The following is a 24469-nucleotide window of genomic DNA, read 5'->3' on the forward strand; positions in this document are numbered from 1 at the left end:
TAAACAGGGAAACTTGCAAGTCTTCCTGTTTAACTCCATACTTGCGCCATGAACGCTACCCGCAAAAAACCCGTCGATCTCGAACACACCGTCACCGAGCTGTCGCTTGCGCTTGGTCAGTTGCTACGCCGCTTGCGCCAGGGCTCGGACACAGGCGGCCTCAGCTGGTCGCAGACGTCCGCGCTCGCGCGGCTCGACAAGGCCGGTCCGATGACCACGGCCGAACTGGCACGCATCGAGATGGTCAAGCCGCAGTCGATGGGCGCGACGCTCGCCGATCTCGAGCAGGAAGGGCTGATCGAGCGCCAGTCGCATCCCACTGACGGCCGGCAGGTGCTGTTCTCGCTGACGGAGAAGGGGGCAGAAGTGCGGCGCCGGCGCAGTCTCGCGAAACACGACTGGCTGATCGCCGCGATCGCGAAGCTCGATCCCGACGAGCAGCGCACGCTCGCCGATGCGGTTGCGCTGTTCAAGCGTCTGGGCGAACCGTGAGCGTGCATCGCGTTCGCGTGCCGCTATCCCTATTCGACACCCGACACGAAGGAACCCGTTATGCCCGTCACCACGCTTGACCCGAAGACCGCGCTTGTCGTCATCGATCTGCAGAAGGGCATCGTCGCGATGCCGGTCGTGCATCCGATCGACGGGGTCGTGTCGCGCGCCGCTGCGCTCGTCGATGCATTCCGCGAGCGCGGCTTGCCGATCGTGCTCGTGAACGTGACCGATGTGCCGAAGGGCCGCACCGAACACCCGCGTCGCGTCGCCGAGTTTCCCGCCGGTTTCGCCGACTTCATTCCGGAGATGACGCCGCAGCCGCAGGACCACATCGTCACGAAGCGCACGCCCGGCGCGTTCACGCAGACGGACCTCGAAGCGCATCTGCGCAACGAAGGCGTGACGCAGATCGTGCTCGTCGGTGTGTCGACCAGCAGCGGTGTCGAGGCGACCGGGCGCAACGCATTCGAACTCGGCTTCAACGTCACGTATGCAATCGACGCAATGACCGATCTCGACATCGACGCACACGCGAACAGCACCACGCGAATCTTTCCGAAGTTCGGCGAAACCGGCACGACGCAGCAGATTCTCGATCTGCTCGCAAAGGGAGCGTGAGCATGAACTCGCTGCATATGATCGGGTATTTTTTCGGCGGTGCGTTTTTCGCGAACGCGATTCCGCATTTCGTCAGCGGCATGATGGGGCGTCCGTTTCAGAGCCCGTTCGCGAATCCGCGCGGCAAGGGGCTGTCGTCGTCGACGGTGAATCTCGTGTGGGGTTTTGCGAACGTCGTGATCGCGTATGTGCTGCTGATCGGCAGGGACAGTTTCGATCTGCATGTGCCCGGCGATGCGATTGCGGCCGGTGTCGGCATGTTCGTGATGGGGCTGTTTGCGGCGCGGCACTTCGGCCAGTTCCACGGCGGCAACTCACCAATGGCACCGACGGCGGCGCCAACGCCTAAGGGTTCCTGAGCGATGGCGCAAGGGCTGTTCCGCTCGCTGCGCGTCTACAACTATCGCGTGTGGGCGGCAGGTGCGCTCGTGTCGAATATCGGCACGTGGATGCAGCGCACCGCGCAGGACTGGCTGGTGCTGACGCAGCTTACGCACCATAGCGCGACTGCGGTCGGCGTCGTGATGAGCTTGCAGTTCGGGCCGCAACTTTTGCTGCTGCCGTTGAGCGGCTATGCCGCGGATCGCTTCGACCGGCGCAAGCTGCTGATGGCGACGCAGGCATCGCTCGGTGTGCTGGCGCTCGCGCTCGGTCTGCTGACGGTGACCGGATGGGTCCAGTTGTGGCACGTGTACGTGTTCGCGTTTTTGTCCGGCAGCGTCTCCGCGCTCGACGCGCCTGCGCGTCAAACCTTTGTCTCCGATCTGGTCGGCGACACCGACCTCGCGAACGCGGTCGCGCTGAATTCGTCGTCGTTCAATCTTGGCCGGATGGTCGGCCCGGCAGTGGCCGGCCTCGTGATCGCCGCGACCGGTTCGGGCTTGGCGTTTGTGCTCAACGGTCTGTCGTTTTTCGCGGTGCTGTGTTCGCTGCGGTTGCTGCGCGTCGCGGATCTGCATGCGGGCGTGCGTGCGGGACGCGCACGTGGCAGTCTTGTCGAAGGCTTTCGTTATGTGCGCTCGCGACCGGATCTGCGGATCATCCTGTGGATGCTATTTCTGCTCGGCACGTTCGGCCTGAATTTTCCGATCTACGTCTCGACGATGTCGGTGAAGGTCTTTCACGGCGACGCGCATCAATACGGGTTGTTGACGTCGACGATGGCGGTGGGAACGCTGGTCGGTGCGCTGCTGGCTGCCGGCCGCGACAGACCGCGCTTCGTGTTTCTGGTGGTCGGTGCGGCTGTGTTCGGCGGTGGCTTCGCGGCGGCGGTCGTGGCACCGAACGTGTGGTGGTTCGGCGCGTCGCTGGTGGCGATCGGCGTGTCCGCGTTGACCTTCAGCAACTCGACCAACAGCCTGATGCAGTTGACCACCGAGCCCGTGATGCGCGGCCGCGTGATGGCACTGCGTCTCGCGATCGCAGTGGGTACGACGCCGTTCGGTGCGCCATTGGTGGGTTGGATCGCGGATACGGCGGGGCCGCGCTGGGCGCTGTGTGTCGGCGCGGCATCGGGTTTCGGCGCGGCGGCGATGGCGCTGCATTACCTGATCAAGTATCGGAATCTGCGCGTGCGGTCTGTTGCTGGGCGGTGGCGCATCGATCTGGATCGTGCGGATGGGCAGGCGGGGGCGTCGGGTTGGAAGGCGTAGTTTTTTGAGCGCGCGGTCGCGCTCAAAAGTCATCGACGTGATTGCAGCATCACCCACGATATCGCAGACATACACAAACAAAGAAAGCGCCACCATCGCATCGCGATCGCTTCGATAGCGCCGGTGCGAATTCACACCTTCACGCAGCGTCGCCCGACGCACATGCATTACCGCATCCATCTGATAAGCACAGCAAAAACAAATCTTTTACGGCAGCGGCGATCGCTGGTTAGATCTGTCGACGGGCATTATCCCTTTCCGACGGAGACACGCGATGACGTTAAGCCTTGCTGCATCGAACGAACTCGAACTCGACATTCATCCGGTGACCGGCCGCATCGGCGCCGAAATTCATGGCGTGCGATTGTCCAGCGAACTGGAGCCCGCGACGATCGACGCGATTCGCGCCGCGCTGCTGCGTCACAAGGTGATTTTCTTTCGCGACCAGACGCATCTGACCGACAGCGAGCAGGAAGCCTTCGCGAAACGGCTCGGCAATCCGGTCTCGCATCCGACGGTGCCCGTGATCGACGGCACCGACTATCTGCTCGAACTCGATTCGCATCGCGGTGGCCGCGCGAATTCGTGGCATACGGATGTGACCTTCGTCGACGACTATCCGCAGGCGTCGATTCTGCGCGGTGTGACGATTCCCGACGTGGGCGGCGACACGGTGTGGGCGAATACCGCGACCGCGTATCAGGATTTGCCGCCCGCGCTGCAGGCGCTTGCCGAGCAGTTGTGGGCCGTGCACAGCAACGAGTACGACTACGCGAATCATGCGAACGGCGGCGGCGAGCGTGGCCGTGACGTCGAAGCGGTGAAGCGGTATCGCGAGCAGTTCGTGTCGACGCGCTACGAGACCGAGCATCCGGTCGTGCGCGTGCATCCGGAGACCGGCGAAAGAACGCTGATTCTCGGGCACTTCATCAAGCATTTCATCGGCGTGACGCCGAGCGCTTCCGCGCATCTGTTCGAACTGCTGCAGGGCTACGTGACGCGTCTCGAGAACATCGTGCGTTGGCGCTGGCGTGCAGGCGATGTCGCGATCTGGGACAACCGCGCGACGCAGCATTACGCAGTGAACGATTATGGCGACGCGCATCGTGTCGTGCGTCGCGTGACGATTGCCGGCGATGTGCCGGTGAGCGTCGATGGACGACGTAGCGTGACGCGACGTCGCGAGCAGAATCCGGCGTTCGCGACACGCGCGGCGTAGCGTTTTTTCTGTCGACGGACTGCGCTTATTCCGGCAGGATCGCGCGGCCTTGTGTGAGGTCGCGCAACGCGATGCGTGCGCTGTCGAGCGCGGTTGCCGGCAGACGGATCGACAGTCGCACGTTCATGCCGTGTTCGCCCGCTTCAAGCACGTAGTGCTGCTGTTCGATCCAGCGACGCACGCGCGCTTCGTCCGCATACCCGACTTCAACCTCCAGACTCACCTGCACGATACGTTCGATCAACTGCGCGTCCAGCAGCGCACCCGCGATCGCGTCGGTGTATGCGCGCACGAGCCCGCCCGCACCGAGCTTGATGCCGCCGTAGTAGCGGATCACCGCGCCGAGCACGCCTTCCAGATCGTGATGCCGCAGCACTTCGAGAATCGGCCGGCCGGCGGTGCCTGACGGCTCGCCGTCGTCGGACATGCCCGATTGACCGCCTGCAAGCAACGCCCAGCACACGTGAGTCGCCGTGGGATGCGCATCGCGCAGGCGGCGTAGTTCGTCCATTGCCGCGTCGCGGTCGTTTACCGGAATCGCATGTCCGATGAAACGGCTCTTGCGGATGTCGAGTTCGTGAGTGGTGGGAGCGGCTAGCGAGTGGGGCATGTCGGGTGGAGGAAGCTGAGCCCGGAATTATCCAACAGATCGGGATGACGGCCACGCGTGACTCATTGCTCGCACGGCTTCGAGCAATCCATCGACGGCAGCATCGATCACCGTCGTCCGCCTGTCCCGTGCATAGAGCCCGTATTGCACGAGCAACGGCGCAGGTACACCCGCTGACTCATCGAGCGTTCGCATCGTCGCGGTGCCGATCGATTCCGGCGGCAGCACGCCGATCCCCAGACCGCTTTCTATTGCAGCGTGTAGCGCGGTCACGCTCTGACTGGTGAACGTCACGCGATGTTCGCGACCTTGTGCCGCGAGCGCATCGATCATCCGTCGACGCCACAGGCAGGACGCCGCGAATGCCACGAGATCGAGCGGCCGTTCGGGGTTCGGCGCGTAGTCTGTCGCGCACACCCATTGCAGTTCGACGTTCCATGTCGTCAACGCATCGGCGGTCACGGCAGAGGTTGGCGCGATCATCACGTCCAGCGCGTCGTCGCTCCAGATCGTGCCGAGCGCGAGGCTGTCGTTCACGACGACGTCGAGATGAATGTCCGGGTGCGCGCGATGCAGACGGCCCAGCGCAGCCGGCAGGGTCGCGGTGGCGATTTCCTCGGCGAGCCCGATGCGCACATTGCCGCTGATCGCGGCTTCCTGCAGACGATCGGCCGCTTCGTCGCCCAGCGCGAGGATACGCGTTGCGTAGCTGAGAAAAAGCTCGCCGTCGGCGGTCGGCACGACACCGCGTCCGGTGCGCTGGAACAACCGGCGCTCAAGCAGGCTTTCGAGCCGGCGCATCTGCATGCTCAACGCGGACTGCGTGCGGCCCGTCTGCATCGCGACACGATTCAGGCTGCCTTGCCGGCAGACCGCCACATATGTGCGAAGCAGGTCGAGACCAATTTGCTCCGATATCATTTTCGTTGAACTCTGATGTGATCGTCAGCAGTCTACAAACATCGTTCACCGGACGCTATCTTCCTTTCGCTGCGAGTGCACAACGCCATCCCGCACCGAACCCGGCACGCACACCGTGCCCGACCAGGAGGAAACATGAAAGCGATCCGTGTCCATCGTCACGGCGGCCCCGATGTGCTGACGTTTGAAGACGTCGATATCGGCCGGCCAGGCCCCGGCGAGGTCCGCGTGCGCAATCGCGCGATCGGTCTGAACTTCGTCGACATCTACTTTCGCACCGGTGCGTATGCGCCGCCTGCGCTGCCGTTCATTCCCGGCAACGAAGGTGCGGGCGAGGTCGTCGAGGTCGGCGCGGGCGTCGAGGATTTCGCGCCGGGCGATCGGGTGGCGTATGTCGGCACGCTCGGTGCGTATGCCGACGAGCGCATCGTCCCCACGCATTTTCTCGTGCGCCTGCCCGATGCAATCGACTTCGAGACCGGCGCCGCGATGATGCTGAAGGGGCTGACCGCGCAGTATCTGCTGCGTCGTACGTTTCGCGTCGAAGCGGGGCAGACCGTGCTCGTGCATGCGGCGGCGGGGGGCGTCGGTACGATCGTCGCGCAGTGGGCAAAACATCTGGGGGCGACGGTGATCGGCACGGTCGGTTCGGCGGAAAAAGCGCTGCTCGCGCGCGAGAGCGGTTGCGATCACGTGATCGAATATGGACGCGAAGATTTTGCTGCGCGCGTGAAGGAGATCACGAACGGCGAGGGTTGCCATGTCGTCTACGATGGTGTCGGCAAAGCGACTTTCCTTGCATCGCTCGATTGCTTGCGACGCTTCGGTCACTTCGTTAACTTCGGTTCGGCGTCGGGCGCGATCGACGCATTCGATCTCGCTCTGTTGATGAAGAAGGGTTCGCTCTTCGCGACATCGCAACTGCTGTTCGATCATCTCGTGCGGCGTGAAGACGTGCTCGCGATGAGCGACGAACTGTTTGGCGTGGTCGCGAGCGGTGCAGTGAAAATTGCGGTTCCGTCGTGCGTGCCGCTCGCCGACGCGGCATCGGCGCATCGGCGACTCGAAGCGCGGCAGACGACGGGTGCCACGGTACTACTGCCTTAACATTTCGTGCGCTGTGCAACGCACGACAAATCCATTTCCACACTTCATCAAAGAAGCTCAAAAGTACCCACTCCCGTTAGACGCCCGCTTAAGCTGCGCCATCCGTGCCGGACGACCCGGCGTGCATGACACCGCATACGAAAAGTTTTAGTCGACACGACTAAACATCGTGTGCGTCATGCACGCAGGTCGCACCGGATGAATACAAAAACACGGACCCGCCGAAGTGCCGGGCGATCGAGGCACGCTAACGAGGAGAGACGATGTGAAGCGAAGCACTGTGAGATCACGACATCCGCTGAAACTGCGGCGAGCGGCACAAGGCAGTGTGAGCGCAGCGATCCTGTTGCTCGCACTGACGGGCTGCGGTGACGATATCCATACGCCTGCCGGTCAGACGACGGCGAACACCGCATCCGGCGATCAACCGACGGTCGACAACGCCGCGTATTCCGGCAAGGCCGGCGACAGCCTGAGCGCGTCAGATGCCAACGAGCAGGTCGCGATCGCGAATCATCAATGGACGGACGCGAGCGGCAAGAACCTCGCGTACACGACGACGACCGGTCACCTGATCGCACGCGACGCATCCGGCAATCCCGAAGCGACGATGTCCTACGTCGCGTACACGGCGCCCGCGCAAAACGGCGTGGCCCGTCCGGTGACGTTCTTCTATAACGGCGGCCCTGGTTCGGCATCGATCTGGCTGCGCCTCGGTTCGTTCGCACCGACCCGCGTCGCGACGCCCGATCCGTATATGACCAACTGGCCGAATTTTCCGGAAGTCGCGAACAAGGAAAGTCTGATCGCGACCACCGACATGGTGTTCATCGATCCGCCCGGCACGGGTTTGTCCGAAGCGATCGAGCCGAACACCAACAAGACGTTCTGGGGCGCGGACCCGGACGTCAACGTGATGCGCGATTTCATCAAGCGCTATATCGCGGTCAATCATCGCGACAGTTCGCCGACCTATCTGTACGGTGAATCGTACGGCGGTCCGCGTACTGCGATGCTCGCGCTGTCGCTGGAAACGGCGGGCGTGCCGTTGACCGGCATCGTGCTGCAATCGCCGATTCTCAACTACTTCTCGGGCATGCCCGGACTCGCGAGCAATTTCGGCAACAACAGCGCGGCGCTCAAGTACAGCACCGATTCGATGGCCGGGTTGTTCCCATCGTTCGCGCAGGTGGCTTCGTTCTTCAACCAGGTCAGCCCCGCACCGTCGAGTCCGCTCAACTACGCACCCGAGTTGAACGCGTTCGTCACGAACCAGTACACCACGCTCGCGAAGTACGGGCAGACGTTCGAACTGAACGGCACGCCGCTGGTGACGAACCCGGTCTTTCCGGATCAGACCACGTACTCGCAATGGAGCGGCCTGACGGGTATGTCGGTGTCCGCGCTGAACGCGTATTTCGGGCCGAACTTCTACGGCACGGAACTGGTGCCGGGCTCGACGATTGGCCGCTACGACGGACGCGTCTCGCTGCCGAGCAACGACCCGCGACTGGCAGGCGATTCCGATCCTTCCGACATCCTGATCTCGACGCCGTTCACGAACGTGCTCGCGACGCAGTTGCCTAACGAGTTGAAGTACACGGCGCCGAACGCGACCTACATTCCGTTGAACAACGACATCATCAACGCGTGGGACTTCTCGCATGCAGGCCAGGTGCTGCCCGACACGGTGCCGGACCTGCTGGCCGCGATCAAGCTGAACCCGGCGCTCAAGGTGCTGACGCTGCACGGCTGGCACGATCTCGCGACGCCGTACGTCAACACCGAGCATGAACTCGCGCGTCTGAAGACGGTGGTGAATCTGCAGGCCGACGTGCAGATCAAGGAGTACACCGGCGGCCACATGATCTATCTCGACGACGGTTCGCGTCAGCAGTTGATGCCCGACCTGGTGCAGTACTACCAGCAGGGCGCGGTGACCGGTGCGACGACGCTCGCCGGTCTCGGCGACGCGTGGCCCGATGCGACGGCGGCCAACACGCCGGCTACGACGCAGGTTGCGGCACGCGCGACGAAATGAAGACAGAGCGAATGCAGATCGACGTCCGACGTCGCAGCATTCGCCGCTCAACTCAATGGAGACGCAAATGACGATGCGTATGAAAACAACAACGTGCATGACCGCGGGACTGCTCGCGGCACTGATAGCGACGTTGCCGGTCGCGCACGCGGCAGGTGACACGCAGGCGATCGCCCCTGCGAATGCGGGCGCACATGGCGGCGTCGACGGGCCGTTTTTTCCGTCGCGTCTGCCGACGGCGAGACAGACACCGTCGACCGGCGAAGCACTCGATCAGCAGGCGAATGCACGGCTCGACGCGAGCCTGCAATCCACCGCGCTGGCACAAGGTGCGATGACGCGTGCGCAGGCGAAGCAGGCGGGACTCGGTTACGTCGCCGCGCATTTCGATGCGATCGATCGTAACGGCAGCGGCAAGGTGTCGCTCGATGATGTGAAGCGGTATCTGGAGTCGTCGAAGTAAAACGATGCGGTGGGCGCGGTGTTTTGCTTGTCGAAGCACCGCGTTTCCGTCGTTATTCGTCGATGTGGTTTTCCTCCGCGTCGCGTGACGTTCACGCACATTGACGCGCGGCATGGCACCTCGAATGCCGTCGCACCGAGCGATCCTCCCAGGGCTGCGAGCCTCCTTCCGGTTCCGCCTCGCCACTTTCGGAATCCTTCCTTCAGCCGGTTTTATGTCGAGAAAATGAAAGGCTTTCGTACGTAAAATTTCTCTGCAAATAGTAATGATTCGCATTAATATAGGCGCCTTTTGGGTCGCCTGAGTGTCGGTTCAGCATAACAAGCGGCCCTGTTGACAGTACTTTCATCAATCGGGGATCGGTTTCATGGCGGGGATCAGACGGCGGCGCGCGGCTTTACGGACGGTTTCATCGGGCGTGCGGCGAAAGCTGTCGTACCGGGCGATGCTGGCGGCAGGAGTGATCGGTTTGTCGATGCAGGGGGCTTATGCCGCCGACGCGTCTTCTGCTGAAACGGCGGACGCCAGCAAGGACACGAGTGCCGCGCCCACCGACGGCCAGCAACTGGCTCCCGTGACAATCACCGCCGAAAAGACCCGCCGCTTCGCGCCGGCGACCGTCGAAACCGGCCCGTATCGCGGACTCGATGCGCTCAGCGTGCCGGCCACCGTGAACGTCGTCACACGCGACGTGATGGATGCGCAGGGGGACACCGGACTCTACGACGCGTTGCGCAACGTCGCCGGCGTCACGCGTCAGCAGTTGAGCGGCCTCGCGTACGACAACCTGTCGGTGCGCGGCATCCCGCTCGACAACCGCGCGAGCTTCTACTTCAACGGCGTGCTGCCGATCGACAACAACATCTGGATGCCGATGGAAGACAAGTCGCGCGTCGAAGTGTTGAAGGGCGCATCGGCGCTGTACTACGGCTTCGGCGCGCCGGCCGGCATCGTCAACATGGTCACGAAACGCGCGGGTGACGAGCCGGTGACGAGCGTGTCGGTGCTCGGCGATTCGAACGGCTCGTACGGCACGAGCGCGGACATCGCGCGACGCTTCGGCAAGGACGATCAGTTCGGCATTCGCGTGAACGCGATGGACGAGCACGTCGAAACACCGATCGACGGCGATCGCGGTTATCGCAAGTTCATCAGCGCGGCGTTCGACTGGAAGATCAGCAACAAGCTGAAGCTGCAATACGACTTCGAGCACATCGAGACGAGCATCGTCGAGCAGGCCGGCATCGCGCCGCTCGCGGCGAAGAACGGCGTCATTTCGCTGCCCGGTTTGCCCGATCCGTCGAAGCTGCTCGTCAGCAATGTGCATCCGACGAAGTCGAGTGCGAACACGCAGCTGCTGCGCGCCGATTACGCGTTCTCCGACAACTGGAGCGCGACCTTCACGCTCGGCCAGTCGATCACGCGACGCGATCGCTGGGCATGGGTGTTCCAGAAGTACAACGTCGCGACGGGCGCGGGCAGTCTGCAGGCAAGCGAGCAGAACGGCCAGATGTACGAGAACAAGAACGTGCGACTCGAAGTGAACGGCGCGTTCAAAACCGGCTCGATCAATCACACGCTGACGGCCGGCGTCGTGCAGAACTGGCTGTTTCAGCCGGATTTCACGACGTACTTCTTCACCGCGAACCAGAACCTGTACGACCCGATCGAGATCACGAAGCTCACCGCGAGCGGCACGCCGAAGCAGTTTTTCGCGCAGCACGTGCGCAACAGCGGCGTCTATGCGTTCGACCAGATCGACCTGACGTCGCGGCTGCAGTTTGTCGCGGGCGTGCGGCGCTCCGAGTACATCAGTTCGCAGGCGGGCACGCCGAATCAGGACATCAGCCGGACCTCGCCGTCGGGCAGCCTCAGTTACCGGCTCACGCAGAACACGAGCGTGTACGCGAGTTACGTCGAAGCGCTCGAGTCCGCAGGCAGCGCGCCGGCGACAGCCGCGAACGCCAACCAGATTTTGCCGGCAGCGGTCAGCCGTCAGGAAGAGATCGGCGTGCGCACGCGCGTCGCGGACCGCATGCTCGTGTCGCTTGCGCTGTTCAATCTGCGGCAGCCCGCCGCCGAAACGAATGCCGACAACGTGTACGTGATGGACGGTAACGCGCGCTATCGCGGCATCGAAATTTCCGCGCAGGGCGACGTGACGAAGGACGTGTCGCTGATCGCGTCGGCGGTGTATCTCGACGCGACGCAGGTCGATTCGTCGGACCCGACGCTGCGCGGCAAGACCCCGGAAAACACGCCGCACGTGACTGCGAGCCTGTTCGCCGAGTATCGCGTGCCGGTGCTGGCGGGGCTGTCGGTCAACGGCGGTCTGTACTACATCGGACCGCGCGCGGTGAACAGCGCGGACCAGGCGTATATCGGCGGCTACACGTTGTTCACCGCGGGGCTGCGTTACTCGACTCGCGTGTACGGCAAGAAGGTGTCGCTGCAGGCGAATCTGGAGAACGCGACCAACAAGCGCTACTGGAGCGCGGCCGGGTCGAATCAGCTGGGCGTGGGTCTTGGGCGGACGCTCGAACTGAGTTCGACGCTCGAGTTCTGATGCGCGCCGCTCATAGGTCATTCGAGAATGCATGCAGGAGAGAAGCATGAGTACCAACGTAACGCGCGTCGATGCCAGGCCGCGTGAAGGCGCTGTTTTGGAAAAAACAGCAAAGCAGGCCGCGGACCGCACGCGTTCGCGGCGCAGCCAATTCCTGAAATGGCTGCGCAAGATTCACGGCTGGGTCGGTCTGTGGGGTGCAGTGATCGGTCTGCTGTTCGGTGTGACCGGTCTGTTGCAGAACCATCGCGCGACGATGAAGATCAAGATCGCCGGCCCGATCGTATCGACGGTGCACATCGCGCTGCCGAACCCGCCGCCGAAAAACCCGAAGGCGCTCGGCGAGTTCCTGCGCGAAGAACTGAAGCTCGACCGGCCGCCGCTACGCACGTTGCGCGAGGCTTCGCGTCCAGTGACGTGGGGCGATCAGTCGGTGGTTCAGCCGGAGCGCTGGGGCGTGCGCTTCGTCGCGCCCGGCTATCTGATCGATGCGGAGTACTGGAAGGGCAGCACGTTCGTCGACGTCGAACGCCGCGATCAGGGGCTGATCTCGACGCTCGAGGGGTTGCATCGCTCGCAGGGTGCGGGCGTCGGCTGGATTCTGTTCGCGGATTCGATTGCGGGCGCGATGATCCTGCTGTCGCTGACAGGCGTCATTCTGTGGACCGAACTGAATCGCCGTCGCACGATCGGTGCGACGATTTTTGTCGTGTCGCTGGTGGTGTCGATCGTGCTCGCGTTGCAGGCGGTGTAGGGCGATTCCTGCGAATCCGGCAACGGTTTCTTGCGAAGCCAGCCGATGACGAATCCGGCGTCGCGCCGGATAATGAATCCCGTGACGAATCTTGCTCCTGGCTGGGGGCGATGGCGGACTCCTCATCTGCCGGTTCGTCACACTTCTTCTGTGTCCTCATCCCTATTCTCCGTCGCGTGCGGGCATCGATCGGCGGTGCTTCGCTGTCTGCTGCTTCTCGTCTACGATAGTCATGCATAAGCCCATGACCCGCACACGACGTTGAGGAGACTTCTGATGCAGACCGCTTCATCCGGCGCGCCGACCCCGATCGATTTCTGGTTCGACTTCGCGAGTAACTACAGCTATCTGAGTGTGATGCGCATCGAGGAAGCCGCGGCGCGGCAGCGCGTCGAGGTTCGCTGGCACCCGTTTCTGCTCGGGCCGATTTTTCGCGCACTGGGTCACCACACGTCCCCGTTCGTCGAACAGAAGGAGAAGGGCGCGTACGTGTGGCAGGACATGGTGCGCGAATGCCGCAAGTACGGTTTGCCATGGGTTCGGCCCAGTGTGTTTCCGCGCGTGCCGCTGCTTGCGCTGCGCGTCGCGGCGTTCGGCGTGCACGAATCGTGGATCGGGGCGTATTGCCGTCAGGTGATGCTGCGCAATTTCGCCGAAGATCGCGATATCGAATCACCGGCCGATATCGGCGAAGTGCTCGCACAACTCGGTTTGCCCGCAGAGCAGATCCTTGCCGATGCGCTCGCGGATGCAAACAGGCCGGCTTTGCGTCACGCGACCGAAGAAGCGCAGGCAAAGGGCATTTTTGGCGCGCCGACGTTCTTCGTCGGCGACGAGATGTTCTGGGGTAACGACCGCCTTGACGATGCCCTCGCGCGCTGCACGTCCACGTCTGCACCGCCACGCACCTGACGCGCGATCGCACGCCGGCGGCCCGGCGGCGGCGCTCAATACGGCATTTATTTCTCATTTTTGTTCGATATTTCGCTCGATGAGCCGGGCTAGGATCGCAGGTCCCACCGACCCGATCGAGGAACCGTATGCAGCGGAGCGCCAGCGTTGATTTCTCCAAGATCGCCCTTGCGGCGATGGTGGTCGCGCTGCATACGGAGATTTTCAAGGAAACCTCCGACTACCTCAGCTTCGTCTTCGTCAACGGGCTGCTGCGGGTGGCGGTGCCGGTATTCTTCATCATCAACGGCTATTACTTCTACAACATCGTTGCGAAGGGCAAGCCGCTGATGCCGTGGGTCAAGCGGATGGTGACGCTCTACGTCGTCTGGATGGTGCTGTATCTGCCGTTCTATTACCCGCATCATCCGCATTCGCTGAAGGAGGATGCGGAGTTCGTGCTGAAGCTCGCGATCGGCTATCACCACCTGTGGTATCTGGCGGGATCGCTCGGCGCGGGGCTCGTGCTGTATGCGGTGCGGCGCTGGTCCGACGCGAAGCTGCTGACCGCGGCGGTGCTGCTGTTCGTGATCGGTGCGATCGCGCAGTACGTGTTCAACTACGTGAACAGCAGCCATCTATACCTGAACAAGCTGTTCAACAACTACTGGCTGTTCCGCAACTTCCTGCTGCTGGGCTTCCCGATGTACGCGATCGGGTATCTGATCGCGAAGGGCCGCGCGGCTGCGCTATCGGACGGCGCGGTGCTCGTGTGGATGATCGTCGGCATCGTCGCGCTGCTCGCCGAGAGTTCGGCGATCTATTTCTTCCATCCGGTGCGGGACCATTTCGACAACTGCGCGTCGCTGCTGATCGTGTGTCCGGCGATTTTCCTGTTCGTGCTGCGTCGCAAGGGCACGCTGAACACCGATCGTTACGCGAAGATTTCGACGGTCATCTATTTCATTCACCCGTTTTTCGTCTTCGCGTTCATGGGACTCGTGGGCATGCACACGGGCACCGTGCTGTTCGCGATCTCGATCGTGTTGAGCCTGCTCGCATGCGTGTTGGTCATCCCACTCGACCGCAGGCTCAAGCTGCTGCTCTGACGTCTCGTGTCAACTCGCGTTGCCGCGCTTCGCGCGGAACGCAGCGAGTCCTTTCCTTGCCTGCGCGCGGATTGCGTTCTGTACGAACGGCGCCCAGCCCAGCAGCGCACCCTTGATGCCGAGCGCCGCACGCGACCAGCGCCACAGATCGAACGTGTCGCGGTGCTCGGCGATCAATCCGTCCGCGAACACGAAGCGCGCGTGAATCCGGTTCACGACGTGACGTCCACTTTGCGTGAAGACGTAACGAGCGGTCCACTGTGCGCTACCGGTCGTATCGTCGGCGACGACCTCATCGAATGTCAGCGAAAAGTCCTGCGCGCGTTGCGCCAGCATGCGCCACATGTCGCGTGCTTCGTCGCCGTGCAGTTCGCCGAACGCGGGGTCGCTGAATACGACATCGCGCGCGTAGCACGTGGCCATCGTGTCGGCGTCGAGGCGCTGGAACGCTTCGTAGAAGCGGGCGATCAAGGCGGCGTTTTTTTCGTTCATGGTGTTGGGTCTCCTTTGTCTGCTGCGGTCGCGGGCAAGTTGGCTGTGGGTTGCTATCGGGGGCGTTTGCTTTGGCGGCGAGCAGGCTTGGGTTCGCCATCAGCGGAAGTTTCAGACGGAGGACGTACCGTCTCACACAGCATCGCCACACCCGCGCGCGCAGTGGCTCGCAACGACGCGCGGGTATCGCCCGCACGCGAGCGCAGCGCGAGGCTATGCAACACCGCCGACGCGAGTTTCGCGAGCAGCGCGGCGTCCGCCTGCGCATCGATCTCGCCGATGGTTTGCGCATGCCTGAAGCGCTTTTCGAACGCGCGGTCGAATGCGCGCAGCGCATCGCCGAGACGCGCGCGCACGTCGGGGTCCGTCATCGCTTCGACCGTCGATGTGCCGATCAGAAAGCAGCCGCGCGCGTCGCCGTCGGCCGGCAGGTAGAGCGCCAGTGCGCCGTCGTACACCTGTTGCAATCCGTCGGCGAGCGGAACGTCCGGACTCAGCGCGCCGAGCATCAAGTCACGCCCTGTTTCGATATACCGGTCGACGGCAGCCAGATAAAGCGCGCGCTTGTCGCCGAACGCAGCATAGAGGCTCGGCCGGTTCATGCCGGTCGCATCGCTGAGTGCATCGAGCGACGTGCCCGAGTAACCCGTGCGCCAGAACGCATCGCGCGCGCGTTTCAGCGCATGTTCCGGATCGTATGCACGCGGCCGTCCGCGTGGCCGGGTTGGGGTTTTTGTACTGTCTTGCATATAAATTATTGACGCCGGTGATTTTTGTCCAATATAGTACAGAAACAGGACGCGGAGGCTAATCGACGCGTCATCACGACGGAGATATTCGATGGATCTGTATTTTTCACCGCTCGCGTGTTCGCTCGCGACGCGGATCTCGCTATACGAAGCAGGGGCCGATGCGGCTTTCGTTCAGGTCGACACGAAGGCGAAGCAGGTTGCCGACGGCAGCGACTTTCTCGCGATCAATCCGCTTGGCCAGGTGCCGGTGCTGCGCACAGACGATGGCTGGCTGCTAACCGAAAACACCGCGATCCTGCCGTACGTCGCGGACCGTTATCCCGACGCAGCGCTCGCACCCGTGTCGGGCACGGCGGCGCGCGCGAAGATGCAGCAATGGCTGGGGTTCGTCAGCACCGAATTGCACAAGGCGGTGTTCGTTCCGCTGCTCGACCGGCATGCATCGGACGATGTGAAACGCTACGCGCGCGACAAGGTCGCATCACGGATGGGCATGCTGCAGCGGCATCTGGACGCACATGAATTTCTGGTGGAGACGTTTAGCGTCGCGGACGCATACCTGGTGACGGTGCTGAACTGGGCATCGCACGGTGGCGTCGATCTGGCGCAGTGGCCGGAAGTAGAGCGCTACTACCGGCGCCTGGTGGAGCGGCCGGCAGTGGCACGGGCGCTGGCCGAAGAACTCGCGTTGTATCGCGAGGAACTGGCCCGTCGCAGCAAATAAGAAGCGTGGGTGCTACACGTTTTCGGTGTACTGGCAAAACCGTCGGCCGGGTACATGCGAGATCACCAGTTCGGCGATTTCGGGAGCCGTGTATTCGGTGGGCACCGCGAGACGGCGGCATTCGGGATCGTGTTTCAGCGTCCATTCGACGAGGCGATACGACCGGCCCCACGGAAGCTGCTGCGGCGCGGTGACCGTGCACGAATGAATCTGCTGGGCATGGAGGTTGCCGGACATGGCCTGCAGATGGGTGAACACCGCTTCTTCAGTCATGGTTTGACTCCTTTCCTGCAGGAATGCGATTGATAGTGCGGCGCTGCGGCGACAAGCCTGAAAAAAGTGCCGCCTGTACTCCGGCGGCTCAACAGGGGATGTCGAGCGTATGGTTGCAGGGAAGAATTAAGCCAGACTTAAAACACGGCGACGCTCTGTATCAGCGTGTATTCAGCATGCTGGATGAGCGTCAGGGCGTGGTCAGCGACTCGACGTGCACCATCGGCAATTGCATGCCAGCGGGATCGAGTCTCACGACCGTGCCGCGAATTTTTACCTGCTGATTCTGCAGTGCCGATGCGCGTGCAGCGGACAGACCGTCGAGTTGCCACACGCCGCCCGGATCCTGGACGACCGGGTAGACGAACGGTTCGTTGCCGCGCAACGTGAGCTTGCCGGAGAGTTCGATCGACTGGCCGATGGATGGACTGCGACTGGTCGACGTCCCCGCAGCAGGCTGAACCGCACATGCAGTCTCTACCAGCAGCACGGCTACGAGCGCAATCATCGTGACGTGCGGAAAAAATCGTTTGAGCATGACGGAGCCTGAGATAGCTATCCAATAAAAACCGCACGGTGAAAACGACGAAGCGGCGCACTGCGCCGCTTCGAGTCTACTGCGATACAACGTGACGACAGACCCGCTCAGCGTCAGTCCACGACCACCGACAGCGTCGTCCCCGCCGGCACCTGCACCGTCTCGTTGAACGTTCCGCTGACGGCAGGACGCAGCACCGGGAAGTTGCCAAGCGACGGCAGCGCGCTCGGCACCGCGGACGGCAAATCGCGCATGCTCTGATAGGCCGACGGATCGATCGCGGGCAGATTGAAGCCGCCTTCGCTGCGTGCCGCGAACAGGTAATTGCTCACGCCTGCGGAAGTGGTCGGCACGAGGCCGGCCGCCGCCGCGGCGAAGTGCCGCAGTTCCTGCTGCACGCTCGAACCCGCACGGTTCTGGACGATCGCATCGTTCAGGATCGCGAGCGAATCGGTCTGGTTTTTGTCGTACAGCAGCGTCTTGTAGAAGTTCAGCCCAAGCTGCCGGTTCAGGAAACCGCCGAACGATCCCGACACGGAATAGCTTTCGCAATCGGTGCCGAACGGCGTCCAGTTCGTGAGGCCGCAATCGTAGCTGCCGTGGCCCGCGTAATTCAGGTAAGTCGGGAAGCGCAGATCGCGGATCGCGTTGTAGCTCGGATCGAGGTTCGTGCTCGCCCAGTCTTCCATCATCATCGCGCTCATTTCTTCGAGCCACGAATCGAATGCGTATTGCGAACCCATCAGCACCGCGCGCCGGTAGAAGTTCTGCATGTGCATGCTTTCATGCGCCATCGTCGTCGTGATCTGCTGAAGGCCCGCAGCGCCGCCGAGGTAGAGCGTTTCGGAATCCAGATACAGCGAGATCGACTGATTGCTGTACGCGAGCTGGCCGGAGCCGGTCTTGAAGTCATTGAGCGCCCAGAAATAACCGAGCAGACCGAACGGCTGGTTGTTGTGATCGAAGTTCATCACGACGAGATCGATCGGCTGGCCGGTACCGCTGATCAGCTCCGAATGCGAGTTCGGGCCGTACAGCGGGCCGCCGATGCGCGTCAGCATGTCGTACACGCCGCCCGCCTGTGCGTAGCGCGTGAGCAGCGTGTTGATCAGCGTCGGGCTGACCTTGCTTGCGCCCAGCTCGCCGTTTTCGACCCACAGGTTCACGGTGGTGCCGTCGGACGTGGTCGCCGTCTGTTCGAGCGTCGTCTGACGGATCGAGAAGTCCTGGTAGTAGAACGTGCGCTGTGCGCCGATCGCGTATGCGACCGATGCGGACGGCGTGCCTGCCGTCGAGAAGCGTGCAACCGATGAAGCGGCCGCCGACGGGTTCGATGCGTTCGATGTGTACGCGGCCCAGCCGTGCGCGTTGAAGTCGCGGATCGCGGAGAGCGCTGCGTTTTCGCCGGCACCCGACGTCGCGACGTTCGGCTCCGTCTGCGCGCGCATCACGGCGGACATCGACGAAGCAGCCGAGACCGACGGGTTGAGTTTCAGCGCAGCGACCGTCTGTGCCGACGTGCTTTCGTTCGTGAAAACGAACGTGACGTTCTGCCCCGTGAGGCCTTTGATGGAGACCGGAACGTTCTGCGCTGCTGCGCTCGTGTTGAGTGCCTGCCAGAGGCCGGTGCCGCTGCCGGAATAGGTGGAGTCGTCGCTTGCGCCGCAGCCTGTGCAGGCTGCGTGCATGTTGCCGTCGGCGAGAACCGCTGTCGTCGTCGCGGGTGTTGAAGTGTTGGTCGAGGTGTCGGTGCCTTTGGCGGTGCCGCTGGCTGCAGGGCTGGAATCGCCGCCGCCTCCGCCGCCGCATCCGGCCAGACCGGCAGCGAACAGCATGACGACCGCACATGCGGCCATCGATTTGGAACGCACGCTGCGCATGGAAGATCTCCAGTCCCCGGCGATGCCGGGATAAAACAGCATGGCCTGCGCGGCCATGCGGGCAGTTCGGGAGGTTTGCTCCGGACCGTCGCGCGCGAGGCGTGCGGCCGGGCATTCCGTTGGCCGGTATCGATCGTCGACACCGGCGAGGTGCGAGCCTCGAACCTGTTATCGGCGTGGGGACGGGGGACTTTAGGCGTACAGCACGTTTAAAACGACGTGACGACGCGGTGTGCGAGACGTCGCAGGCGTGACGCGCGGATGCGAAAAACGCGCGGCGTGCCGTGGGGATTTAAACGTCGGCGGGGAGAGTGGAGGGAAACCTGAAGAAACGAGAGGAGGCTTGAGCGGGACGGCAACGCATACCGCTCAAGCGCACCTGAAATCAGCCGTTAACCTAAGAGCACTGCGCGATGAACACCGCAGTGTGAATGTCGCCGGCCACACATGACCGGCGGCTATCGAACTATCCGAAGAACTATCCAAACCCGCACGCCCCTCAAGGCAGCGCGGTCTCCGATCCTTCGGCACCCTGAGCGATTGCCTTGCGCACGCCTGCGCCATAGGCCGGATCGATCTTGTCGAAGAGCGCGAGTTGCCGTTCGACGATGTCGGCCGGCACGCCCGCGATCCCTTCCGCGATGTTGCGGTACAGGCGCTTGCGCTGCGCGTTGATCAACGAACAGGTATCCGCACCACGTCAAGCGTCCGGCGGGACACCGAGCAGTTGCAGCGTGCCGCCCGTCACCGCCGAGAACACCGGGCCGGCGACGGTGCCGCCATAAAATGCCTTGCCCGCCGGGTCGTCGATCATCACCGCCACCACCAGGCGCGGATCGCTCATCGGCGCCATGCCGACGAACAGCGCGCGATAGCGGTTCTTCGCGTACGACGTGCCCACCTGTTTGCGCGCAGTGCCCGTCTTGCCACCGGTCCGGTAACCGGCGACGTCTGCCGCGCGTCCGGTGCCGCCCGCGCCCGTCGCCATCTCGAGCATCGTGCGGATCGCCGCAGCGGTTGCGGGCGTCGTCACCTGACGGCCAGTCGGCGATGCGGCCACCGCAGCGGCTGCGCTGTCGTCGATCAGCAGATGCGCGGGATGCAGCGTGCCGTCGCCCGCATACGCGGTGTAGACCTGCGCCATCTGCAGCAGCGATGTCGACAGGCCGTAGCCGTAGGCCATCGTCGCCTGCTCGATCGGTCGCCAGCGGTTATACGGTCGCACGCGGCCGGTCGCGACGCCGGGGAACGTCAGCTCGGGCGCGTGACCGAGGCCGTATTCCTGGTATTTGGTCCAGATCGTTTCGGCGGGCAGGTTCAGCGCGAGCTTCGCGAGCGCGATGTTGCTCGATTTCTGGATCGCCTGCGCGACGGTGATCTGTCCGTGATTCGACGTATCGTGGATCACGCTGGGTCCGATCTTGTAGTAGCCCGGCGACGTGTCGATCAGGGTTTGCGGACGGACCTTGCCCAGGTCGATCGACAGCGCGGCGACGATCGGCTTGATCGTCGAGCCCGGTTCGAACGTGTCGACCACCGCGCGATTGCGCAACTGCCGTCCAGTGAGGCGCGCGCGATCGTTTGGATCGAAGCTCGGATAGTTCGCGAGCGCGAGAATCTCGCCGTTGCGCGCGTCGAGTACGACGACGCTGCCGGCCTGCGCATCGTGCTTCGCGACAGCCGCCTTTAGCTGCGCATACGCGAGCTGCTGCACGCGACGATCGATCGTCAGATGAATCGTCGCGCCGTTGCGCGGCGGCACGAGTGGCCGCGTTTCCGACACGACACGGCCGAGTCGATCGCGGATCACTTCACGCTGGCCCGGCGCACCGATGAGCCGTTCGTTCGCGGCGAGCTCGACGCCTTCCTGGCCGTTGTCCTCGATGTCGGTGAAGCCGACCACATGCGCGGCCGATTCGCCCTCCGGATAGAAACGCTTCGAATCTGCGATCTGCGTGATGCCCGCGAGACCGAGCTTTTCGATGTGGCCGGCCGTCTCGGCGTCGACCTGGCGCCGCAGCAGCACGAACGATTTGTCCGGACTCAACCGGCGCCGCAATTCGGCAAGCGGCACGTCGAGCAGTTTCGCGAGCGGCGGATAAGCGCTTTCGTCGAGCAGTTTCGGCGTGGCCCAGATTTCGTAGGTCGCGAGACTCACGGCGAGCAACGCGCCGTTGCGATCGACGATGCGGCCGCGCGTCGCATCGAGTTCGAGCGTGCGCTGATAGCGCTTCTGCCCCTGCTCGACATAGAAGTCCTGATTGACCACCTGCACCCAGAATGCGCGGGCCACGAGCGCAGCGAATGCCGCGAACACCAGCAGCACGACGAATTTCGAACGCCACATCGGCAGACGTGGATCGAGCACGGCGTTGCGCGCGACGGGAGCGTACGAATCGTGAGACTGCGGTTTCTTTCTGTGTGCCATAAGTAGTACGGTGCCCGACAAAAAACATGAAACGGATGAGCGGATGCAGCCGGAAGCGCGTCAGTGCATGCCGCCCGTGCCCGCATCGGCGGCACTGAAACGCTTCAACCGCCAGCGGAAACGTACCGCCAGCATGCGCACGATGAACCCCGCGACGAGTACCACGAGCGACGCCGCGCCGCGTCCCACGCCGACCCATTGCAGCGCGAGATACAGCGCACCCGCGGCCAGCGCGATGCTCGCGTACAGGTCTTCTCGCAGCACCAGCGGCATCTCGTTGCACAGCAGGTCGCGCAGCATGCCGCCGCATACGCCGGTGATCGCGCCCGCGAGGACGACGATCAGCGGACTGATCTGCAGCGCCGACGCGATATCGCAGCCGATGATCGTGAACGCGATCAGCCCGATCGCGTCGACGGTCACGAAGAGTCCCTGGAGATGCCGCAGAGGCCTTGCGCATGCCGCCGCGACCGACGCGGCCCCAATTGTAATTAGAACGTAATCTGGATGGGCGATCCACGCAAGGGGGTAATGACCGAGCAGCACGTCGCGCACGGTGCCGCCGCCGAGCGCGGTGACCGTGCCGACGAGGCACAACCCGAAGCGGTCCATGCCGCGGCGCATGCCCATCAGGGCACCGGACATCGCTTCGGCGACGATCGCAAGCAAGTAGAGGGAGTGGAGCAACATCGCGCGGCCTTCGTGAAGGCACGGCAGGATGCCGTGCATCGAAAGCGGCGATTATCGGCAGTGCTGTCTGCCGAAGAAATTCGATTAAGCAGAATTCGCTAAGGCCAAATTCTGCTTAATCTGCGTGCGTGGGTGCGACATCGTGTGCAGTACCGAACACACAACCGAATGCATCCCGCCAAGCCCCTGTCACATTCAACTGGTCTGATTGAAAAACCGCGCAGGCGATTCGTTCGATAAGAGCGTCGTCTCCGACGCGGCGTGTTTCAAGGCGCTCCCGCGAGCGCCTTCTTTTTTATCTGCGCTTATCTGCTTCAGGTCTGTTGATATGAAGTTTGCGCGTGCGTCACGCATGCACGCACGTCATGCAGGCAGTGCGAAACTCGCGATCGATTCGCGCAGCACATCCACCTGATCCTTCAACGAATGCGCAGCCGCCGCGGCTTCTTCGACGAGCGCCGCATTTTGCTGCGTGACCTGATCCATCTCGCCGACCGCGCGATTCACCTGTTCGATACCCGCGCTCTGTTCGCGCGATGCATGGCTGATCTCTTCGAGAATTTCGTTCACGCGTCGCACCGACTGCACGATCTCGGTCATCGTCGAGCCCGCGTTCGCGACGAGCGTCGAGCCGGATTCGACGGTGTGCGTCGACGTTTCGATCAGCGCCTTGATCTCTTTCGCGGCGGTGGCCGAGCGCTGCGCGAGGCTGCGCACCTCCGATGCGACGACCGCGAAGCCGCGTCCCTGTTCGCCGGCGCGCGCCGCTTCGACCGCTGCGTTCAACGCGAGGATGTTGGTCTGGAATGCGATGCCGTCGATCACGCCGATGATGTCGCCGATCTGCCGCGAGCTCGTCGAGATTTCGCCCATCGTCCGCACGACGTCGTCGACGACGCGGCTGCCGCGCGTCGCGACGTCCGCTGCCTGGCCCGCGAGCTGAGCGGCCTGCATCGCGCTGTCCGCGTTGTGTTTCACGTTCGCGGTCATCTGGTCCATGCTCGACGCGGTCTGCACGAGCGCGGCTGCCTGCTGTTCGGTGCGCTGCGACAGATCGGTATTGCCGCTCGCGATCTCCGATGCGCCCACGTTGATGTTCTCGGTGCCGGCCCGCACACGCGACACCGTATCGACGAGCCCGCGCTGCATCGTGTGCAACGCATGCAGCAGACTCGCGCGATCGTCGCGCCGCAGCGGCACACCGGCCGACAGATCGCCGCGCGCCATCCGCTGCGCTGCTTCGACCGCGACTTCGAGATCGCCGCCGAGCGCGCGCTTCACGCTGCGCAGGACCAGCATCATCACGACGGTCGCGATCGCGCCGAGCGCGACGGTGATCGCGAGCCAGCGCAGCAGGTTCGCGAAAAACGCGTGCTGCACGTCATCCATGTACATGCCGGTGACGATGTACCAGTCCCACGGCGCGAAGCGCAGCGAGTAGCTGGTCTTCGCGACCGGCTCGTCGTGTCCCGGCTTCGACCACAGATAATCGACGAACCCGCCGCCGTCGAGATTGCCGGCCTTCACGATATCGGTGAACAGATGGTTGCCGGCCGGGTCGGTGAACTGACCGAGATTCTTGCCGATCAGCTCCTTCTTGATCGGATGCATCAGCATCACCGGCTGCGAATCGTTGACCGAGATGTAGCCGTCCTTGCCGTAGCGTATCGCCGCGAGCGTGTCGAGTGCCTGCTTGCGCGCGTCGGCGTCGGACATCACATGTTGCTGCGACAGCGTGTAGTAGCGGTTGACGATCGCGTTCGCCTGCTGGATCAGCGAGGTCAACTGGTCGCGCCGGTCGGCGATCATCGACGCGCGGTTCTGCCACGCGCCGAATCCGCCGATCAGGATCAGACCGATCCACAGCACGGCGATCATCGAAGCAAGTTTCTTGTTCAGGGTCATGGCGGTCGTTCGGATGCGGGTAACGGAAAAAAGGGTGTTCCTTGTTCTGTTTACGGCGCGCGCCGCGCGCGGCGCAGAGCGGGTATGCCCTGATTCCTCTGCTGTTTGATCCGGATCTCGTGCGACGATTCGACGCGTGACGGGCCGTGTTTAGCGACCCGCGAACCATCACGCGAAAGCCTCGCCAAAGCAAAATGAAAGCGCCGGCGGACGACGCTCCGCAAATCATCGAAGACCCGCATGGACAGGGGCTCAGCGGCCATCACGCAGGTGCTGAACACCACATTTTTCCCACCATTTACATCAATTGCCATAAATGCGCCACGTCGGCGACATCGGCG

Annotated in this window: 25 protein-coding genes; 13 read left to right on the forward strand and 12 right to left on the reverse strand. The window is 63.1% G+C overall.

Features of this window, described 5'->3' with window-relative positions:
- Positions 1-48: 48 nt before the first annotated feature.
- From E1748_RS10370 to E1748_RS10390, 5 genes are all read left to right on the forward strand, one after another.
- Positions 49-492 carry a MarR family winged helix-turn-helix transcriptional regulator gene (locus tag E1748_RS10370; RefSeq protein ID WP_133646993.1) on the forward strand — a complete coding sequence of 148 codons (444 nt, stop codon included), beginning with the start codon at positions 49-51 and terminating at the stop codon, positions 490-492.
- Positions 493-552: 60 nt separating this feature from the next.
- Complete coding sequence (locus tag E1748_RS10375) at positions 553-1113, forward strand: isochorismatase family protein (protein ID WP_133646994.1); 561 nt, start codon at positions 553-555, stop codon at positions 1111-1113.
- A 2-nt stretch (positions 1114-1115) separates the two neighbouring features.
- Positions 1116-1472, forward strand: a complete 357-nt coding sequence (locus E1748_RS10380) for a hypothetical protein (protein ID WP_133646995.1) — start codon at positions 1116-1118, stop codon at positions 1470-1472.
- A gap of 3 nt (positions 1473-1475) precedes the next feature.
- Positions 1476-2765, forward strand: a complete 1290-nt coding sequence (locus E1748_RS10385; protein ID WP_133646996.1) for an MFS transporter — start codon at positions 1476-1478, stop codon at positions 2763-2765.
- Positions 2766-3039: 274 nt separating this feature from the next.
- Positions 3040-3984 carry a TauD/TfdA dioxygenase family protein gene (locus E1748_RS10390; protein ID WP_133646997.1) on the forward strand — a complete coding sequence of 315 codons (945 nt, stop codon included), beginning with the start codon at positions 3040-3042 and terminating at the stop codon, positions 3982-3984.
- Between the two features lie 25 nt (positions 3985-4009).
- Here E1748_RS10390 and E1748_RS10395 read toward each other — a convergent pair whose 3' ends face one another.
- Both E1748_RS10395 and E1748_RS10400 read right to left on the reverse strand, forming a co-directional pair.
- Entirely contained in the window at positions 4010-4594 is a 585-nt protein-coding gene (locus E1748_RS10395; RefSeq protein WP_133646998.1) for an IMPACT family protein, read from the reverse strand.
- A gap of 27 nt (positions 4595-4621) precedes the next feature.
- Positions 4622-5515: a LysR substrate-binding domain-containing protein gene (locus E1748_RS10400; RefSeq protein WP_133646999.1), complete on the reverse strand. Its 894-nt coding sequence runs from the start codon at positions 5513-5515 to the stop codon at positions 4622-4624.
- Between the two features lie 135 nt (positions 5516-5650).
- Here E1748_RS10400 and E1748_RS10405 point away from each other — a divergent pair, with 135 nt between their 5' ends.
- The 7 genes from E1748_RS10405 to E1748_RS10435 all read left to right on the forward strand — a co-directional run bounded on the left by E1748_RS10405 (position 5651) and on the right by E1748_RS10435 (position 14446).
- A complete protein-coding gene (locus E1748_RS10405; protein ID WP_133647000.1) occupies positions 5651-6622 on the forward strand; it encodes a quinone oxidoreductase family protein in 972 nt (323 codons plus the stop codon).
- A gap of 265 nt (positions 6623-6887) precedes the next feature.
- Positions 6888-8663, forward strand: a complete 1776-nt coding sequence (locus E1748_RS10410; RefSeq protein ID WP_240766437.1) for a S10 family serine carboxypeptidase-like protein — start codon at positions 6888-6890, stop codon at positions 8661-8663.
- Between the two features lie 79 nt (positions 8664-8742).
- Positions 8743-9126 (forward strand): EF-hand domain-containing protein, encoded by a 384-nt coding sequence (locus tag E1748_RS10415; RefSeq protein WP_240766439.1) that lies wholly within the window; start codon positions 8743-8745, stop codon positions 9124-9126.
- Between the two features lie 445 nt (positions 9127-9571).
- A complete protein-coding gene (locus E1748_RS10420) occupies positions 9572-11692 on the forward strand; it encodes a TonB-dependent siderophore receptor (RefSeq protein ID WP_240766440.1) in 2121 nt (706 codons plus the stop codon).
- Positions 11693-11738: 46 nt separating this feature from the next.
- Positions 11739-12446 carry a PepSY-associated TM helix domain-containing protein gene (locus E1748_RS10425; RefSeq protein WP_133647002.1) on the forward strand — a complete coding sequence of 236 codons (708 nt, stop codon included), beginning with the start codon at positions 11739-11741 and terminating at the stop codon, positions 12444-12446.
- A 276-nt stretch (positions 12447-12722) separates the two neighbouring features.
- Positions 12723-13358 carry a 2-hydroxychromene-2-carboxylate isomerase gene (locus E1748_RS10430; RefSeq protein WP_133647003.1) on the forward strand — a complete coding sequence of 212 codons (636 nt, stop codon included), beginning with the start codon at positions 12723-12725 and terminating at the stop codon, positions 13356-13358.
- Positions 13359-13486: 128 nt separating this feature from the next.
- On the forward strand, positions 13487-14446 hold the full coding sequence (locus E1748_RS10435) for an acyltransferase family protein (protein WP_133647004.1): 960 nt from the start codon (positions 13487-13489) through the stop codon (positions 14444-14446).
- Between the two features lie 9 nt (positions 14447-14455).
- Here E1748_RS10435 and E1748_RS10440 read toward each other — a convergent pair whose 3' ends face one another.
- Together E1748_RS10440 and E1748_RS10445 are read right to left on the reverse strand one after the other, a co-directional pair.
- Positions 14456-14938, reverse strand: a complete 483-nt coding sequence (locus E1748_RS10440) for a nuclear transport factor 2 family protein (RefSeq protein WP_133647005.1) — start codon at positions 14936-14938, stop codon at positions 14456-14458.
- A gap of 53 nt (positions 14939-14991) precedes the next feature.
- Positions 14992-15687, reverse strand: a complete 696-nt coding sequence (locus E1748_RS10445; RefSeq protein ID WP_133647006.1) for a TetR/AcrR family transcriptional regulator — start codon at positions 15685-15687, stop codon at positions 14992-14994.
- A gap of 91 nt (positions 15688-15778) precedes the next feature.
- Here E1748_RS10445 and E1748_RS10450 point away from each other — a divergent pair, with 91 nt between their 5' ends.
- Positions 15779-16414, forward strand: a complete 636-nt coding sequence (locus tag E1748_RS10450; RefSeq protein WP_133647007.1) for a glutathione S-transferase N-terminal domain-containing protein — start codon at positions 15779-15781, stop codon at positions 16412-16414.
- A gap of 12 nt (positions 16415-16426) precedes the next feature.
- Here the strand turns inward: E1748_RS10450 and E1748_RS10455 are convergent, their stop codons facing one another.
- From E1748_RS10455 to E1748_RS10490, 8 genes are all read right to left on the reverse strand, one after another.
- Positions 16427-16687 (reverse strand): DUF2866 domain-containing protein, encoded by a 261-nt coding sequence (locus tag E1748_RS10455; protein ID WP_133647008.1) that lies wholly within the window; start codon positions 16685-16687, stop codon positions 16427-16429.
- 190 nt (positions 16688-16877) lie between these two features.
- The gene (locus E1748_RS10460) at positions 16878-17225 is read right to left on the reverse strand and encodes a hypothetical protein (RefSeq protein WP_133647009.1); all 348 of its coding nucleotides are present in this window, start codon (positions 17223-17225) and stop codon (positions 16878-16880) included.
- Positions 17226-17338: 113 nt separating this feature from the next.
- Positions 17339-19105, reverse strand: a complete 1767-nt coding sequence (locus E1748_RS10465; RefSeq protein ID WP_133647010.1) for a M30 family zinc metallopeptidase — start codon at positions 19103-19105, stop codon at positions 17339-17341.
- 499 nt (positions 19106-19604) lie between these two features.
- Positions 19605-19784 (reverse strand): catalase-related domain-containing protein, encoded by a 180-nt coding sequence (locus tag E1748_RS10470; protein WP_133647011.1) that lies wholly within the window; start codon positions 19782-19784, stop codon positions 19605-19607.
- A gap of 21 nt (positions 19785-19805) precedes the next feature.
- Entirely contained in the window at positions 19806-21533 is a 1728-nt protein-coding gene (locus E1748_RS10475; protein ID WP_133647012.1) for a peptidoglycan D,D-transpeptidase FtsI family protein, read from the reverse strand.
- A gap of 60 nt (positions 21534-21593) precedes the next feature.
- Positions 21594-22223 carry a trimeric intracellular cation channel family protein gene (locus E1748_RS10480; RefSeq protein ID WP_133647013.1) on the reverse strand — a complete coding sequence of 210 codons (630 nt, stop codon included), beginning with the start codon at positions 22221-22223 and terminating at the stop codon, positions 21594-21596.
- A 363-nt stretch (positions 22224-22586) separates the two neighbouring features.
- The gene (locus E1748_RS10485; protein WP_133647014.1) at positions 22587-24128 is read right to left on the reverse strand and encodes a methyl-accepting chemotaxis protein; all 1542 of its coding nucleotides are present in this window, start codon (positions 24126-24128) and stop codon (positions 22587-22589) included.
- 50 nt (positions 24129-24178) lie between these two features.
- The gene (locus E1748_RS10490; RefSeq protein ID WP_133647015.1) at positions 24179-24442 is read right to left on the reverse strand and encodes a hypothetical protein; all 264 of its coding nucleotides are present in this window, start codon (positions 24440-24442) and stop codon (positions 24179-24181) included.
- Positions 24443-24469: the final 27 nt, after the last annotated feature.

Origin of the sequence: Paraburkholderia flava (genome assembly GCF_004359985.1) — a bacterium.
GTDB lineage: Bacteria > Pseudomonadota > Gammaproteobacteria > Burkholderiales > Burkholderiaceae > Paraburkholderia > Paraburkholderia flava.

Coding starts and splice junctions, on each gene's coding strand:
- E1748_RS10420 (WP_240766440.1), top strand. CDS start 9,572: ATGCTGGCGGCAGGAGTGATCGGTTTGTCGATGCAGGGGGCTTATGCC.
- E1748_RS10425 (WP_133647002.1), top strand. CDS start 11,739: ATGAGTACCAACGTAACGCGCGTCGATGCCAGGCCGCGTGAAGGCGCT.
- E1748_RS10415 (WP_240766439.1), top strand. CDS start 8,743: ATGAAAACAACAACGTGCATGACCGCGGGACTGCTCGCGGCACTGATA.
- E1748_RS10400 (WP_133646999.1), bottom strand. CDS start 5,515: ATGATATCGGAGCAAATTGGTCTCGACCTGCTTCGCACATATGTGGCG.
- E1748_RS10485 (WP_133647014.1), bottom strand. CDS start 24,128: ATGACCCTGAACAAGAAACTTGCTTCGATGATCGCCGTGCTGTGGATC.
- E1748_RS10435 (WP_133647004.1), top strand. CDS start 13,487: ATGCAGCGGAGCGCCAGCGTTGATTTCTCCAAGATCGCCCTTGCGGCG.
- E1748_RS10385 (WP_133646996.1), top strand. CDS start 1,476: ATGGCGCAAGGGCTGTTCCGCTCGCTGCGCGTCTACAACTATCGCGTG.
- E1748_RS10490 (WP_133647015.1), bottom strand. CDS start 24,442: ATGGCAATTGATGTAAATGGTGGGAAAAATGTGGTGTTCAGCACCTGC.
- E1748_RS10465 (WP_133647010.1), bottom strand. CDS start 19,105: ATGCGCAGCGTGCGTTCCAAATCGATGGCCGCATGTGCGGTCGTCATG.
- E1748_RS10460 (WP_133647009.1), bottom strand. CDS start 17,225: ATGCTCAAACGATTTTTTCCGCACGTCACGATGATTGCGCTCGTAGCC.
- E1748_RS10480 (WP_133647013.1), bottom strand. CDS start 22,223: ATGTTGCTCCACTCCCTCTACTTGCTTGCGATCGTCGCCGAAGCGATG.
- E1748_RS10475 (WP_133647012.1), bottom strand. CDS start 21,533: ATGGCACACAGAAAGAAACCGCAGTCTCACGATTCGTACGCTCCCGTC.
- E1748_RS10395 (WP_133646998.1), bottom strand. CDS start 4,594: ATGCCCCACTCGCTAGCCGCTCCCACCACTCACGAACTCGACATCCGC.
- E1748_RS10405 (WP_133647000.1), top strand. CDS start 5,651: ATGAAAGCGATCCGTGTCCATCGTCACGGCGGCCCCGATGTGCTGACG.
- E1748_RS10390 (WP_133646997.1), top strand. CDS start 3,040: ATGACGTTAAGCCTTGCTGCATCGAACGAACTCGAACTCGACATTCAT.
- E1748_RS10430 (WP_133647003.1), top strand. CDS start 12,723: ATGCAGACCGCTTCATCCGGCGCGCCGACCCCGATCGATTTCTGGTTC.
- E1748_RS10380 (WP_133646995.1), top strand. CDS start 1,116: ATGAACTCGCTGCATATGATCGGGTATTTTTTCGGCGGTGCGTTTTTC.
- E1748_RS10370 (WP_133646993.1), top strand. CDS start 49: ATGAACGCTACCCGCAAAAAACCCGTCGATCTCGAACACACCGTCACC.
- E1748_RS10375 (WP_133646994.1), top strand. CDS start 553: ATGCCCGTCACCACGCTTGACCCGAAGACCGCGCTTGTCGTCATCGAT.
- E1748_RS10440 (WP_133647005.1), bottom strand. CDS start 14,938: ATGAACGAAAAAAACGCCGCCTTGATCGCCCGCTTCTACGAAGCGTTC.
- E1748_RS10450 (WP_133647007.1), top strand. CDS start 15,779: ATGGATCTGTATTTTTCACCGCTCGCGTGTTCGCTCGCGACGCGGATC.
- E1748_RS10445 (WP_133647006.1), bottom strand. CDS start 15,687: ATGCAAGACAGTACAAAAACCCCAACCCGGCCACGCGGACGGCCGCGT.
- E1748_RS10455 (WP_133647008.1), bottom strand. CDS start 16,687: ATGACTGAAGAAGCGGTGTTCACCCATCTGCAGGCCATGTCCGGCAAC.